Genomic DNA, 14,060 nt, shown 5'->3' with positions numbered 1-14,060 from the left:
CTTCAATTGTTTCTATTTTATGTTATAAAGGAATATTACCGTGTTTTCGTTTAGGTCTTAGCACATCTTTATTCTTTAGCATGGTAAAAGCTTTGATCAACTTTCTACGTGTATCTTTTGGAAGAATAACTTCATCTATAAAACCACGTTGAGCTGCCTTGTATGGATTAGCAAAAGTTTCAGCATATTCTGCTTCTTTTTCTAGTAATTTTTCAGTTGGATTTTCAGCTGAAGCAATTTCTTTTCTAAAAATAATTTCTGATGCTCCTTTTGCTCCCATAACGGCAATTTCTGCGGTTGGCCATGCAAAATTTAAGTCGGCTCCAATGTGTTTCGAATTCATAACATCGTAAGCGCCACCATAGGCTTTTCTAGTAATTACCGTAACTCTTGGAACAGTAGCTTCACTTAATGCATACAGCAATTTAGCGCCATGTAAAATAATTCCACTCCATTCTTGATCTGTACCGGGTAAAAATCCTGGTACATCTACCAACACTAAAAGTGGGATATTAAAAGCATCACAAAAACGAACAAATCGTGCTGCTTTTTTGGAAGCATCTACGTCTAAAACACCGGCTAAACTCATAGGTTGGTTAGCTATTATTCCAACACTCTTACCTCCTATTCTAGAAAAACCTACAAGAATATTATCCGCATAATTTTTATGCACTTCAAAAAAGGAATCTTCATCAATAATGCCTTTGATTACTTCGTGCATATCATAAGGTTTGTTGGCATTTTCAGGAACAATGTGCTCTAATTGCTCACGGTATTCTTCATCCAACTGAATTTCTATATCTTCAGGTTTTTCTTGATTATTTTGCGGCATGTAACTCAACAACTTCTTGATTTGCATTAGGCAATCAATATCATTTTGAGCTGTAAAATGCGTAACACCTGATTTAGTTGAATGTGCACTTGCTCCACCTAATTCTTCTGAACTTACTTCTTCATTGGTAACGGTTTTAACCACATTTGGCCCAGTTACAAACATGTAACTGGTATCTTGTACCATAATAGTAAAATCCGTCATGGCAGGAGAATATACTGCTCCGCCTGCACAAGGTCCCATAATAGCCGAGATTTGTGGAATTACGCCACTGGCTTGTACATTTCTGTAAAAAATATCAGCATAACCGCCTAAGGAACGAACTCCTTCTTGAATTCGCGCACCACCAGAATCATTTAGTCCAATAATAGGCGCTCCAACTTGCACAGCTTTGTCCATGATTTTACAAATTTTCTCCGCGTGTGTTTCAGAAAGTGCTCCGCCAAAAACGGTAAAATCTTGCGCGTATACGTAAACTAATCTTCCGTCTACTGCGCCATAACCCGTAACTACTCCATCACCATAGAACTGTTGTTTGTCCATGTTGAAGTCTGTTGTTCGGTGTGTGACCAACATGCCCATTTCTTCAAAAGAGCCTTCGTCTAAAAAGTAGTCGATGCGTTCTCTTGCAGTAAGTTTCTTTTTTTCGTGTTGTTTGTCTATTCTAACTTGACCACCGCCAAGTTTGGCTTGTTTTATTTTAGCTTGTAAATTTTCTATTGCTTTGCTCATTTCAATAAATGCTTTTTGAGTTAGACCTTTGGTAAACGGAGTTTTTGTTGGTCTTCTTGATATTTTTTTATGGCGATTAACGCAGCTATTCTGGCTTCATTTTTAGTTTCCTCATGAAGCAAATCTGGCGTATAATAATTCTTAACAAAATGAGTATCGAAGTTTCCACTTACAAAAGCTTCATGTTTACAAACAAATTTCCCAAAAGGCAATGTAGTTTCAATGCCTTTAATTTCATATTGATCGATGGCTTCAATCATACGTTGTATAGCTTGGTTTCGATCTTTGCCGAAAGTAACCAATTTAGCCAACATCGGATCGTAATAAATAGGTACTTCCATGCCTTCTTCAAAACCATCGTCTACCCGAATTCCTTCGCCAGATGGCGGTCTATAACGTTCTAACAAACCTACACTAGGCAAGAAATCTTCTAAAGGATTTTCTGCATATACTCGTAATTCTAATGCATGACCTTGTATTTTTAAATCTTCTTGTTTTATTTCTAAAACTTCACCTCGAGCGATTTTAATTTGCTGCTCGACTAAATCTACTCCTGAAATAATTTCAGTAACTGGATGTTCTACTTGTAAGCGGGTGTTCATTTCTAAGAAGTAGAAGTTTTTCTGCTCGTCCATTAAAAATTCTACTGTTCCTGCACCTACATAATCACAAGCTTTGGCTACTCGTACGGCAGCATCGCCCATTTCTTTTCGTAATGCATCGTCTAAAATAACTGAAGGAGCTTCTTCTACTACTTTTTGATGCCTGCGTTGTACACTACATTCCCGCTCAAATAAATGAATTGTATTTCCATGTGTATCTGCCAAAACTTGAATTTCGATATGTCTTGGTGAACCCACGTATTTTTCAATAAAAACAGCTCCGTTGCCAAAAGCAGATTTGGCTTCGCTGATGGCGCGCTGCATTTGTTCTTCTAAGTTCTTTTCTTCTTCAACTACTCGCATTCCTTTTCCGCCACCGCCAGCTGAAGCTTTTATTAAAATTGGAAAACCGATTTCTTTAGCTATTTGTTTGGCTTTCTCTACATTGGTAATGGCTTCATCTATTCCGGGAACCATCGGTATATCGTAGGATTTCACCGCATCTTTAGCTGCTAATTTATCGCCCATAACTCGAATTGCATGCGATTTAGGACCAATAAAAATAATGTTGTTTTCTTCTACGGTTTCAGCAAAATCTGCATTTTCACTTAAAAAACCATAACCTGGATGAATGGCATCTACATGTAATTGTTTGCAGATTTCAATGATTCTATCTGCTCTTAAATAGGATTCGTTTGAAGCGGCTTTTCCCACGCAAACGGCTTCATCTGCATATCTAACGTGGGGTGCATTTCGGTCTACTTCAGAAAAAATAGCAACCGATTTGATTCCCATTTTTCGTATACTTTTCATAACGCGTAGTGCGATTTCACCACGGTTGGCAACTAATATTTTATTTATGCTCTGCATCATTATTCCATTTCGATTAACAATTCATTTTTAGCTACAGTGTTTCCTTGTGTAATAGGAACTTTTTTAATCACGGCATCTCTGGGAGCAGTAATTGAATTTTCCATTTTCATGGCTTCCAAAATTAGTAAAGTCTCGCCTTCTTTAACTTCTTGTCCTTCTTCTACTTTAATATCTAAAATTAGGCCTGGCATTGGTGCTTTTATCTCGTTTATCTGAGAAGAAGCTGCTAAAGACAGCCCCATTTCTTTAATCAATACATCTAAATCGTTTGAGATTTGTACTTTATAAATGTTTGAATTGACTTTAATTTGATAGGCTTGCTGATTAAAATTTTGCTGTATTACTTCTGTAGTAACCGATTGGTTTTCATGCAGTATGTGGATTTGTTTAGAAGTGGGAGAAAAACTGTCTACTTTATCTATTTCTTCTTGTGTGAACTCAAATTCAAATTCGTCATTCACTTTGGCTTTATACAATTTGCTCATGTAATTGGTTTTAAACTTGGGTAAATATAATTATTATCCATTTTATGCCCCATTAAAATGCATTTAAATTCCTTTTAGGAGATCTTCTTTTAAATCTTTATCTACGGCATGCTCAGATAACCAAATACCAAATAAAGCCTGCTTAAAATCGGCACCTTGAATGGTACCTAAGTATTGGTTGTTTTTATAAAAACGAGTTTCTTCAGAAGGAAAATAAATTAAATCGATCACATCATTTTTATAAATTTCTTCTTCAAATGAATCTATCATTTGTTCTATTCTAGTTTTGTATTTCTTGTAATTTCCTTGTGTAGATTTATTGAAACCCCTTTCAATAGCCATTTTAATTCTTTTCTTGGAAACTAAGCTAGACTTCATATATAGTCTCAATCCCATTGTTTTGTTAGAGAGTATAAGTTCTTCAGAATTGTAATCTGACTCATTGAAATAAATAACTACTAAATACACATCTAGCCAAAGAATTTCACGTGCACCTGCTCCAAAAAGTTGTAATGTGTCTTTTGAATTTATTTCTAGATATGAAGGAATTTCTGTGCCTGATAATTCAATTTGTGCAGTGGCTTGATTAACGAAGCTCAGCGAAAAAAAGATACCTATAAAGAGAATAGTTTTCTCGAAGTTGTATAAGATCATTTATTGTGTGTTCGTTTTAGTTTGTAAATAGAAGCGTTGAGCTCAAAACCTAATAAAAGTATATTTGAATTTAACCAAATATAAAATAGTAAAATTAGCAATGCGCCTATTGAACCATAAAGTTTGTTATAACTGGCAAAATTTTCAATATAAATTGAAAATAAAATTGTGGTAAGAATAATTAAAGTAGTGGTTAGCAATGCTCCTGCCGAAAAAAACTTTGCATTTCTGCTCTCACGTGTTCCAAAATAATACAACACGTTTAAACCTAGGTATAGCATTCCTATTAAAATAGCATACCGCCCAACGCGTATCCAATATATTTCATCTATAAATATATTAAGTTGTTTAAAGTCTTCAATTAAGTAAGTTAGGTAAATAGTTGATATTACGGTTAATAGTAATAATATGGCAATAATAATAGCCACACCCATTGCTACAATGTATTGTCTAAAAATTGTTCGATTAATATTGGTGTGATACGAAAATTCAAAACTAGTTAATATGGCATTTACTCCATTAGACATTAAAAAAATAGAAAGAATAAATACAAATGATAGTAAACCAGCTCTAGGATTATTGGCAATATCTAGAAAAATTTCATTGAAAAAATCTGAAGTTTGGGGCGGCAGCAATTCTTGAATAAAAGCTAATAACTCTTCTTGAAAATTATCTATAAAAGTAACAAAAGGAATTAAATTTAAAACAAATAGAAGAAATGGAAAAATAGCGATGAAAAAACTAAAAGCAATCGAACTTGCTCTGGTAGAAAAAGTTCCTTTAATAATACCAAAAACATATATTTTAAACAATCTATAAAAAGACAAACCATCTGTTCCAGGTACTTTTAACTTTCTACTTAAAACAGCCAAATTACGTAGAACAGGAATTTTGGTCAAGGTTCTATCAAATTGGTCACTCATTTAAATGGCTTTTAAACTTAAATCTACATTGTAAACAGAATGCGTTAAGGCTCCACTTGAAATATAATCTACTCCACAATCTGCATAATCTCTAGCTGAGGAAAGCGTAATGCCACCGCTGGATTCAGTTTCACAAAAATCACCGATTAATTGTACTGCTTTACATGTATCTTCAAAAGAAAAATTATCGATCAATATTCGATGAATTCCGTTGTGTTGAATAATTTTTTGAATTTCATTTATATCTCTTGCTTCAACAATAATTTTTAAATCTAAATTATTTTGCTTTAAATAAGCCTGAGTCTTTTGTATAGCTTGGTCTACTCCACCCGCAAAATCAATGTGGTTATCTTTCAGCATAATCATATCGTACAATGCAAACCGATGATTAACACCACCACCAATTTTTACCGCCCATTTTTCTAAAGCTCTAAACCCTGGCGTAGTTTTTCGAGTATCTAAGATCTTGGTTTTAGTTCCTTCTAAAACATCAGTAAAAGCTTTGGTTTTAGTAGCAATTGCACTCATACGTTGCATGGCGTTAAGCACCAAGCGTTCACCTTTTAAAATACTTTGACTGTTACTTTTTAAAGTAAAAGCAATGTCTCCGACTTTTAAAGCATCTCCATCTTTGGCTTTAAAATCAATTTCAGAATTACCATCAATATGTTGAAAAACCTGCTTGGCAAAATCTAAACCAGCAATTATACAATCTTCTTTAACCAACAATTTAGCTTCACCTTTGGCGTCTTTAGGGATACAAGCCAAAGAAGAATGATCGCCATCACCTACATCTTCTCGCAATGCATTGGCAATAATTATATCTATTTCTTTTTGAAATTGTGCTTCGCTAATCATGTATTCCCTATTTTTGAATTTCACAAAGTTAAGGCTAATTTTAAAGATGACCATTACCCTAATTTGCGTAGGAAAAACTGACAGTAAAGCGCTGAAAATCTTAGTGCAAGATTACGAAAAGCGACTCAGCCGATTTGTAAAATATAAAGTTGAAATTGTTCCAGATCTGAAAAACAGGAAAAAACTAAGTGAAGATGAACAAAAAATTGAAGAAGGAAAGTTGATTTTAGCCAAATTGAAGCCAACTGATTTTTTGGTTTTATTAGATGAAAATGGGAAAGAATTCAATTCTGTAAATTATGCCAATTGGATGCAAAAGCAAATGAACAAAGGACTGAAAAACTTGGTGTTTGTTATTGGTGGACCTTATGGATTTTCTGAAGCCGTTTATTCTACTTCAAAACTTAGCGTTTCCTTATCGCAGATGACATTTTCTCATCAAATGATTCGTTTGTTTTTCACAGAGCAAACTTATAGAGCGTTTAGCATTTTAAATAATTTACCATATCACCATCAATAAAAGTTAAATGAAAGGAAAGTCGGTTAAAGATTGGGTTTATGTTTCTATTCAACTTGTGTTTTTTGTGCTTTATTTTCAAGATTTTGATGTTGTGAAATGGGAAGTTTCAAACGACTTTAAAATATTATTTCAACTCATTGCTGGCATGGGTTTGCTCTGGTCCATTCTTGCTGTTTTAAGTATGAATTCTTTGGTTTCTCCGTTTCCTTCACCTAAAGATGGAATGCAGTTACAAACCAATGGCGTTTATGCATTTTCAAGACATCCTATTTATAGTGGAATTTTAATTCTATTTTACGCTTGGGGAATTGCTTATGCATCTGAATACAAAATTGCAATTGGATTCTTGTTTCATGTTTTCATCTACTTTAAAGCTTTCTATGAAGAAGAATTGCTTCAACAGAAATTTCCTGAATACAAAGCCTATAAAAAGAAAACTGGAATGTTTTTTCCGAAGCTATTTCATTCAAAAACAAAATAAATGCTTCAAAAGCTTTTGGTAGAAGAGCATTTTTTTTTTAGAAACTTTAATCTTTGTAAAATCTTTCTTCGTAACTAATGTTACAGAAAACACAAGCCAATTGAGTAATTTTGCAAGATGAATAAATACGTAGATATTTTTCTAGAATCTTTTTCGGGCTATTTCAATTATTTGATAAATGAAATTAGCAATCCTAGTTGGACCAATTACTTTTATTGGTTAATTGGTTTATCCATTTTGGTTTGGATTTTTGAGATTATACTTCCTTGGAGGAAAGAGCAAAAGATATTTCGAAAAGGTTTTTGGTTGGACTCATTCTACATACTTTTCAATTTCTTCCTTTTTTCATTGGTAGGTTATAATGCCATTTCTAACATTGGTGTAGAATTGTTTAATGATTTTTTTGGTTTGTTTGGTCTTGAAAACATCATCGCTTTTCAGGTTGACCAGCTCCCTATTTGGTCTCAATTTTTAATTCTATTTGTGGTAGCCGATTTTATTCAATGGAATGTTCACGTTCTGCTTCACAAAATTCCTTGGTTATGGGAATTTCATAAAGTACATCATTCGGTGAAAGAAATGAGTTTTAATGCGCATTTCCGGTTTCATTTTATGGAAACCGTTTTTTATAAAACGGCCCAATACATTCCGATAGCTATGATTGGTTTTGGTATTCAAGAATTTTTTGTAGTACACATGTTTACAGTGTTTGTTGGTCATTTGAATCATGCTAACTTAAATTGGAATTATGGACCATTAAAATATCTTTTCAATAATCCGCAGATGCATATTTGGCATCATTCGAAAGAATTGCCTGAACACAAACCTTATGGAATGAATTTCGGTATTAGCTTGAGCATTTGGGATTATATTTTTAATACAGCATACATTCCCAACAACGGAAGAAATATTGAATTAGGATTTCATGGAGATGAACATTATCCTGATCGTTTTTTTAGTCAAGCTAAAGCGCCTTTTGTTAAAAAAAAAAAGAATTAAACATACTGGCACGAAAATTGAACCATTATAGGAAACAAAAAGACCATGAAAAATATACTTATTTTTACGTTGATGTTTGTTTTTAGCTTTGGTTATGCACAAAAGCTAAAACAAACAAACCTTGAAGATCGCGCTCAACAAAGAATAGATCGTTTAGATAAAAATTTAGAATTGAGCGAAACTCAGAAAGAGAAACTCAAAACTTTCTTTATGGAACAAGCTAAAACCAATAAAGAGTTGAAATCTGAAATTGTTGAAGCCAAAAAAGAAGTTAGAAAAAAAAGAGCACGACAACGAAGAATGCGGAATGAAGAGAAAGCTAAAAGAATGTCCATGAAAGCTGATGTAGAAGAGCGCAAAAAAGTTACCACAAACAAAATGCAGGAAATACTCTCGCCTGAGCAATTTGAGAAATGGGACGATATGAATAAAGAAAAGGCTCAAACTAGAAAAGAAAGAAAAGCTCAACGTATGGAAAATAGAGCCGATCAGATACGAAAAAGTGAACGCTCAAGATCATCGAATCAGAATAGAAGAAATGAAAGACGATAATTAAAAAATAAATGTTTATTTCAAAAACTGCTTTAAATTTAAAGCAGTTTTTTGTTTTTATACTATTTTTAAAAGCAAAATAAAACCGATGAAAAACTTCTCTAAAATTGTGTTACTTCTAGTATTTACTAAACTTTCCGTATTCAATATTACTGCGCAGTCTTCAATTAATGAAGCTGAAAATGAAGCTGAAATTGACGAGAGCATAAACGAAATACGCTTAAACGCATTGTATTTACTGCTCGGCGCATTTGAAGCCAATTATGAATATGTACTCAATGAAAATTCTGGTATTGGACTTACTGTAATGTATACTTATGATGATGACTTGTGGGAATTCAAACATCAAATCTCTGGCTATTATCGGCAGTATTTTGCCAAAAAATATGCAGGTGGATTTTACGGCGAAGTTTTTGCCATGTACAATTCTATTGAAGATTATGACTATTATTACACAGGTAGTTATACCGAATTTAAAGAAAACAACAGCCACAATTTAGGTATAGGTTTTGCTTTTGGAACCAAATTGATTTCAAGAAATAACTTGCTTCTCGATGTGGGTATTGGTTTAGCTAGAAATATATATACCAGCAGAGAAGATGATTGGTTAGTACCTCGTTTCAATGTAAGTTTTGGATACCGTTTCTAATTCTCCTAAAATAAGGAATCAATAAAATAGTAGTGCTTTTTATAAAAAATCAGCAAGTATTCGTATTTTAGCACATCAATAATTAGCAAGTTTAAAATCTACCTATGGACATCAAATTCAATAAAAACGAAGATCATAATAAACTTTTGGTTTCAGATTTAAACCACCGACTAAAAAAAGTCTACTTAGGTGGTGGTGAGAAAAAAATTGAAAAACATCACTCCAAAGGAAAAATGACCGCAAGAGAGCGCATTGATTTCTTACTAGATGAACCTAAAGATGCCATAGAAATTGGAGCTTTTGCAGGTGATGGAATGTACCAAGAACACGGAGGTTGCCCTAGTGGTGGAGTGGTTGTGAAAATTGGAAAGGTTTCCGGTAAAAAAGTAATTGTAGTGGCTAACGATGCTACAGTTAAAGCCGGTGCTTGGTTTCCCATTACCGGTAAAAAGAATTTACGCGCTCAAGAAATTTCAATAGAAAATAGATTACCAATTATATACTTGGTTGATAGTGCTGGTGTGTATTTACCAATGCAAGATGAAATTTTTCCGGATAAGGAACATTTCGGCCGTATTTTTAGAAACAATGCAGTAATGAGCAGTATGGGAATTACACAAATTGCTGCTGTTATGGGGAGTTGTGTAGCTGGCGGTGCTTATTTACCAATTATGAGTGATGAAGCCCTAATTGTGGAGAAAACAGGCAGTATTTTCCTTGCTGGGAGTTATTTGGTAAAAGCTGCAATTGGCGAAAGTGTAGATAATGAAACCCTTGGTGGTGCTACAACGCATTGTGAAATCAGCGGCGTAACCGACTATAAAGCCAAAGATGATAAAGATGCGTTGACCAAAATTAAAAACATCATGGATAAAATTGGTGATTTTGACTCGGCTGGATTCAACCGAAAAAAGGCAGCTAAACCCAAATTAAATCCCAACGAAATTTTTGGTTTTTTACCAGCAAAACGAAGTGATCAATACGATATGATGGAAATTATCAATCGCTTGGTAGATCATTCTGAATTTGAAGAATACAAGGCAGGATACGGACAAACCATATTAACAGGTTATGCTCGCATCGATGGCTGGGCAGTTGGCATTGTTGCTAATCAACGTAAAATTGTAAAAACCAAAAAAGGAGAAATGCAATTTGGTGGTGTAATTTATTCAGATTCTGCAGACAAAGCCACTCGTTTTATTGCCAATTGCAATCAGAAAAAAATTCCTTTGGTGTTTTTACAAGATGTAACAGGCTTTATGGTAGGGAGTAAAAGCGAACATGGCGGTATTATAAAAGATGGAGCCAAAATGGTAAATGCAGTGAGTAATTCTGTAGTTCCAAAATTTACAATTGTAATTGGAAATTCATACGGAGCTGGAAATTATGCCATGTGTGGAAAAGCTTACGACCCGCGATTAATTGTTGCTTGGCCATCAGCTGAATTAGCAGTAATGAGTGGAAACTCAGCTGCGAAAGTTTTGCTGCAAATTGAAACAGCTCGCTTAAAAGCTAAAGGCGAAAAGATTACTGAAGAAGTTGAAAAAGAGCTTTTTGATAGAATTAAATCTGGATACGATGAGCAAACTAGTCCATATTATGCAGCTGCACGAATTTGGACAGATGCAGTAATTAATCCTTTAGATACACGTAAATGGATTTCTAACGGAATAGATGTTGCTAATCATGCGCCTATTACTAAAGACTTTAATCTAGGCGTAATTCAAACGTAAGGAGAATATCAAATCATTTCCGAGCCTTTTTTAAAAAATCTTTCATTTTATTTTATTTAATTAACATAATTTTAGATGTAATTAATATCTACTGTTTAATTTTGTAGAGTAGTGTTTAGTTTTGTAGAAGATTATCCACAAAAAACGTCTATTATGTTATCATTTTTAAATTCGTGGTTTCGAAAAATCACGGGAAATAAGAGATTTAATTACGACTATAATTCAGTATACTTTAAATACGCTGATTTCGGCTTATATGAAGAATTTTGTGCTCATAGTGAAAATTATATTCATGTACAAAATGAAATTCATTTCTTAGAAGATGTTTCTTTTACTTCAACATCTAAAGAATTAAGAAAAACACTTGGAAAACCTGTTACTGTAGTAAATTTAACTAATAAACCTAAAACTGAAATTTATTTGTATAAGACCATTCGGGATGGTGAAAAACAAAAATTGTTATTTCATTTTTTTCAAGATAAAATCCTTATGGTTTCGAGGGTTTTTCCTTATGCAACAAACACTAAAATATTAGAATTACAAAATCGTTTTCTTACAAAATTTAACTTAGCAGAATTAGATGAAAAGCAAGATAGAATTAGCATTCAGGATAATAACAAACAGCATTTATTTTTAATAAGTGATGTAGAGTACACCGAGCATTTTATGAAATTTGACAAGCAGTTTAAAGATTTCGTAAGTTTAAAATTTAAAGAAACTTCTTTGTTATAAATTACACTTACTTTTTAGATTTGAATACGTGTATTATTCGGTTACATTTGTAAAATGCCAAAACACGAGAAAACCACAACTGATAATATTGATATCTTATTTGAAGACAATCATTTATTGGTAGTAAACAAACGAGCAGGAGATTTAGTACAAGGTGATAAAACAGGCGATTTACCCCTGAGTGAATTGATCAAGTTATTCATTAAAAAACGAGATAACAAACCTGGAAATGTATATTTAGGTGTTGTACATCGCTTAGATAGACCTACAAGTGGGATTGTTCTTTTTGCTAAAACTTCTAAAGCATTAACTAGATTAAACAAAGCTTTTGCCAACAAGTCACCCCAAAAAACCTATTGGGCAATTGTTAAAAACAAGCCTGAAAAAGAAAACGCAGAATTAATTCATTTTTTAAAACGAAATTCTAAACAAAACAAATCCTACGCCAATATTAACGAAGTTCCTGATAGCAAAAAAGCTATTTTACGTTACCAATTGATAAAAAGTCTAGATAATTACCATCTGTTAGAAGTAGATTTACTTACAGGTAGACATCACCAAATAAGAAGTCAGCTTTCTAAAATAGGTTGCCCCATTAAAGGAGATTTAAAATACGGCTTTGACCGAAGCAACCCAGATGGAAGTATACATTTACATGCTCGCAAGCTAGAAATCATGCATCCTGTTACTAACGAAAAACTAAGCATAAAAGCTCCAACACCAAATCATGATGCAATCTGGAAAGCTTGTGAGTAGAAACTGAAAACTTTACTATTATTTGCTACTTACTTTCTTGATATGCTTTTAAAAGTTGAGCCGTAGATGCGTCATGATGATTAAACTTATTGGTTTTAAAATCATCTAAGATAGCATTGGCAAGTTGTTTACCTAGTTCTACACCCCATTGGTCGTAACTAAAAATATTCCAAATTACTCCTTGTACAAATATTTTGTGTTCGTACATGGCAATGAGCATTCCTAAGCTTTTTGGGGATAACTTTTCACCTAAAATGGTAGTAGTTGGCCTGTTTCCTTCAAAAACTTTAAAAGGCAACAATGCTTGTATTTGTGCATCTGTTTTCCCTTGTTTTTTTAATTCATCAGTAACATTTTCTGCTGATTTCCCTTTTAAAAGTGCTTCAGTTTGGGCAAAAAAGTTAGCCATTAATAAATCATGATGTCTTTTATTGCCGTGTAAAGATTTTTTGAAACCTATAAAGTCTGCAGGAATCAATTTAGTTCCTTGATGCATCAATTGAAAAAATGCATGTTGAGAATTTGTTCCTGGTTCACCCCAAACAATAGAACCTGTTTGGTAAGTTACATTGTTTCCAGAGCGATCTACTCCTTTCCCATTGCTTTCCATACTAGCTTGCTGTAAGTAAGAAGCTAATTTTTGTAAATATTGTGTATATGGAATAATAGCTTCGCTTTCTGCATCATAAAAGTCTGCATACCAAATTCCAATTAAAGCTATAATTACAGGGATGTTTTCATCAAAAGAAGCCGTTTGAAAATGCTGATCCATGGCTTCAGCTCCTTTTAATAGTTCTTTAAAGTTGTTGAAACCTACTGCACATGCAATAGAAAGTCCAGCGGCACTCCATAAAGAAAATCGACCACCAACCCAATCCCACATCGGGAAAATATTATCTGAAGCTATTCCGAATTCATTGGCTTTATCTACGTTAGCAGATACAGCAGCAAAATGCTTTTCTATCTGGTCTTGTGTAGTGTGTTCTAAAAACCAACTTCTAATGGTGTTGGCGTTATTTAAAGTTTCTTGTGTGGTAAAAGACTTTGAGACTACTAAACATAAAGTAGTTTCTGGGTTTAGGTGTTTTATACTTTCTAAAACATGATCGCCATCTACATTAGAAACAAAATGTGTTTTGATGTGTGTGTGGTAAAATCCTAAAGCATCTACTACCATATTAGGTCCTAAATCTGAACCGCCAATACCAATATTAACAACATCTGTAATAGCTTTACCTGAATAACCTTTCCAACTTCCGTTATTCACTGAATTTGCAAATTTTTCAATTTTATGAAGCGTTTGATTAACAGCGTCATATACTTTTTCTCCATCTACTGAAGCCGATGAATTTTTATCGAAGTTTCTAAGTGCAGTATGTAATACGGCGCGTTCTTCGGTGGCATTTATAGAAGTTCCTTCAAAATACTGTTGAATTGCTTTTTGTAAACCTGACTCTTCTGCTAGTTCAACTAAAGCTGAAAGTGATTTTTTTGAAATTCTATGTTTTGAAAAATCAACTAAAAACTCTTCAGATTGAATTGAAAATTCTTCAGTTCGGTTTGGTTCATTTTTAAAATGTTCTAAAATTGAAATATCTTTCTCTTGTTCAAAAATTGACAATAATTTTTTCCAAGCACTTAATTCAGTTGGGTTGATAGCAGCTAAAGCCATTCGGTAT

15 protein-coding genes are annotated in these 14,060 nt (G+C 33.4%); 8 read left to right on the top strand and 7 right to left on the bottom strand.

Annotated elements, in window-relative coordinates; all coding sequences use genetic code 11:
• Positions 1-22: 22 nt before the first annotated feature.
• From IEV72_RS12305 to nadC, 6 genes are all read right to left on the bottom strand, one after another.
• On the bottom strand, positions 23-1,564 hold the full coding sequence (locus tag IEV72_RS12305; RefSeq protein ID WP_188459419.1) for an acyl-CoA carboxylase subunit beta: 1,542 nt from the start codon (positions 1,562-1,564) through the stop codon (positions 23-25).
• A gap of 20 nt (positions 1,565-1,584) precedes the next feature.
• Positions 1,585-3,027 (bottom strand): acetyl-CoA carboxylase biotin carboxylase subunit, encoded by a 1,443-nt coding sequence (gene accC / locus IEV72_RS12300; protein WP_188459474.1) that lies wholly within the window; start codon positions 3,025-3,027, stop codon positions 1,585-1,587.
• An 11-nt stretch (positions 3,028-3,038) separates the two neighbouring features.
• The gene (locus IEV72_RS12295; protein ID WP_188459418.1) at positions 3,039-3,524 is read right to left on the bottom strand and encodes a biotin/lipoyl-containing protein; all 486 of its coding nucleotides are present in this window, start codon (positions 3,522-3,524) and stop codon (positions 3,039-3,041) included.
• Positions 3,525-3,587: 63 nt separating this feature from the next.
• The gene (locus IEV72_RS12290) at positions 3,588-4,178 is read right to left on the bottom strand and encodes a chalcone isomerase family protein (protein ID WP_188459417.1); all 591 of its coding nucleotides are present in this window, start codon (positions 4,176-4,178) and stop codon (positions 3,588-3,590) included.
• On the bottom strand, positions 4,175-5,101 hold the full coding sequence (locus IEV72_RS12285; protein ID WP_188459416.1) for a YihY/virulence factor BrkB family protein: 927 nt from the start codon (positions 5,099-5,101) through the stop codon (positions 4,175-4,177). The genes IEV72_RS12290 and IEV72_RS12285 overlap by 4 nt, the downstream gene beginning before the upstream one ends.
• Positions 5,102-5,959, bottom strand: a complete 858-nt coding sequence (gene nadC, locus IEV72_RS12280; RefSeq protein ID WP_188459473.1) for a carboxylating nicotinate-nucleotide diphosphorylase — start codon at positions 5,957-5,959, stop codon at positions 5,102-5,104. It abuts the gene before it with no gap.
• A gap of 46 nt (positions 5,960-6,005) precedes the next feature.
• On the opposite strand from nadC, the gene rlmH reads away from it, so the two are divergent.
• The 8 genes from rlmH to IEV72_RS12240 all read left to right on the top strand — a co-directional run bounded on the left by rlmH (position 6,006) and on the right by IEV72_RS12240 (position 12,381).
• The gene (rlmH, locus tag IEV72_RS12275; RefSeq protein WP_188459415.1) at positions 6,006-6,479 is read left to right on the top strand and encodes a 23S rRNA (pseudouridine(1915)-N(3))-methyltransferase RlmH; all 474 of its coding nucleotides are present in this window, start codon (positions 6,006-6,008) and stop codon (positions 6,477-6,479) included.
• Positions 6,480-6,486: 7 nt separating this feature from the next.
• On the top strand, positions 6,487-6,960 hold the full coding sequence (locus IEV72_RS12270) for a methyltransferase family protein (RefSeq protein ID WP_188459414.1): 474 nt from the start codon (positions 6,487-6,489) through the stop codon (positions 6,958-6,960).
• Between the two features lie 117 nt (positions 6,961-7,077).
• On the top strand, positions 7,078-7,959 hold the full coding sequence (locus tag IEV72_RS12265) for a sterol desaturase family protein (RefSeq protein WP_188459413.1): 882 nt from the start codon (positions 7,078-7,080) through the stop codon (positions 7,957-7,959).
• 45 nt (positions 7,960-8,004) lie between these two features.
• Complete coding sequence (locus IEV72_RS12260; protein ID WP_188459412.1) at positions 8,005-8,511, top strand: DUF4890 domain-containing protein; 507 nt, start codon at positions 8,005-8,007, stop codon at positions 8,509-8,511.
• 88 nt (positions 8,512-8,599) lie between these two features.
• Positions 8,600-9,160, top strand: coding sequence for a DUF3575 domain-containing protein (locus IEV72_RS12255; RefSeq protein WP_188459411.1), 561 nt, complete (start codon positions 8,600-8,602; stop codon positions 9,158-9,160).
• Between the two features lie 104 nt (positions 9,161-9,264).
• The gene (locus IEV72_RS12250; RefSeq protein WP_188459410.1) at positions 9,265-10,893 is read left to right on the top strand and encodes an acyl-CoA carboxylase subunit beta; all 1,629 of its coding nucleotides are present in this window, start codon (positions 9,265-9,267) and stop codon (positions 10,891-10,893) included.
• A 153-nt stretch (positions 10,894-11,046) separates the two neighbouring features.
• On the top strand, positions 11,047-11,625 hold the full coding sequence (locus tag IEV72_RS12245) for a hypothetical protein (protein ID WP_188459409.1): 579 nt from the start codon (positions 11,047-11,049) through the stop codon (positions 11,623-11,625).
• Between the two features lie 54 nt (positions 11,626-11,679).
• Complete coding sequence (locus IEV72_RS12240) at positions 11,680-12,381, top strand: RluA family pseudouridine synthase (protein ID WP_188459408.1); 702 nt, start codon at positions 11,680-11,682, stop codon at positions 12,379-12,381.
• A 25-nt stretch (positions 12,382-12,406) separates the two neighbouring features.
• Here the strand turns inward: IEV72_RS12240 and pgi are convergent, their stop codons facing one another.
• Positions 12,407-14,053, bottom strand: coding sequence for a glucose-6-phosphate isomerase (pgi, locus tag IEV72_RS12235; RefSeq protein ID WP_188459407.1), 1,647 nt, complete (start codon positions 14,051-14,053; stop codon positions 12,407-12,409).
• Positions 14,054-14,060 lie beyond the last annotated feature (7 nt).

The organism is Psychroflexus planctonicus (assembly GCF_014640195.1).
Taxonomy (GTDB): Bacteria; Bacteroidota; Bacteroidia; order Flavobacteriales; family Flavobacteriaceae; genus Psychroflexus; species Psychroflexus planctonicus.
The sequence above is the reverse complement of the archived record's forward strand: the minus strand, read 5'-3'. Positions and strand labels throughout refer to the sequence as shown.

What these genes read in the sequence shown, in the direction of transcription:
- IEV72_RS12245 (WP_188459409.1), top strand. Translation starts at nt 11,047, where the DNA reads ATGTTATCATTTTTAAATTCGTGGTTTCGAAAAATCACGGGAAATAAG.
- IEV72_RS12285 (WP_188459416.1), bottom strand. Translation starts at nt 5,101, where the DNA reads ATGAGTGACCAATTTGATAGAACCTTGACCAAAATTCCTGTTCTACGT.
- IEV72_RS12250 (WP_188459410.1), top strand. Translation starts at nt 9,265, where the DNA reads ATGGACATCAAATTCAATAAAAACGAAGATCATAATAAACTTTTGGTT.
- IEV72_RS12270 (WP_188459414.1), top strand. Translation starts at nt 6,487, where the DNA reads ATGAAAGGAAAGTCGGTTAAAGATTGGGTTTATGTTTCTATTCAACTT.
- IEV72_RS12290 (WP_188459417.1), bottom strand. Translation starts at nt 4,178, where the DNA reads ATGATCTTATACAACTTCGAGAAAACTATTCTCTTTATAGGTATCTTT.
- IEV72_RS12265 (WP_188459413.1), top strand. Translation starts at nt 7,078, where the DNA reads ATGAATAAATACGTAGATATTTTTCTAGAATCTTTTTCGGGCTATTTC.
- IEV72_RS12240 (WP_188459408.1), top strand. Translation starts at nt 11,680, where the DNA reads ATGCCAAAACACGAGAAAACCACAACTGATAATATTGATATCTTATTT.
- nadC (WP_188459473.1), bottom strand. Translation starts at nt 5,959, where the DNA reads ATGATTAGCGAAGCACAATTTCAAAAAGAAATAGATATAATTATTGCC.
- IEV72_RS12295 (WP_188459418.1), bottom strand. Translation starts at nt 3,524, where the DNA reads ATGAGCAAATTGTATAAAGCCAAAGTGAATGACGAATTTGAATTTGAG.
- IEV72_RS12260 (WP_188459412.1), top strand. Translation starts at nt 8,005, where the DNA reads ATGAAAAATATACTTATTTTTACGTTGATGTTTGTTTTTAGCTTTGGT.
- rlmH (WP_188459415.1), top strand. Translation starts at nt 6,006, where the DNA reads ATGACCATTACCCTAATTTGCGTAGGAAAAACTGACAGTAAAGCGCTG.
- IEV72_RS12305 (WP_188459419.1), bottom strand. Translation starts at nt 1,564, where the DNA reads ATGAGCAAAGCAATAGAAAATTTACAAGCTAAAATAAAACAAGCCAAA.
- pgi (WP_188459407.1), bottom strand. Translation starts at nt 14,053, where the DNA reads ATGGCTTTAGCTGCTATCAACCCAACTGAATTAAGTGCTTGGAAAAAA.
- IEV72_RS12255 (WP_188459411.1), top strand. Translation starts at nt 8,600, where the DNA reads ATGAAAAACTTCTCTAAAATTGTGTTACTTCTAGTATTTACTAAACTT.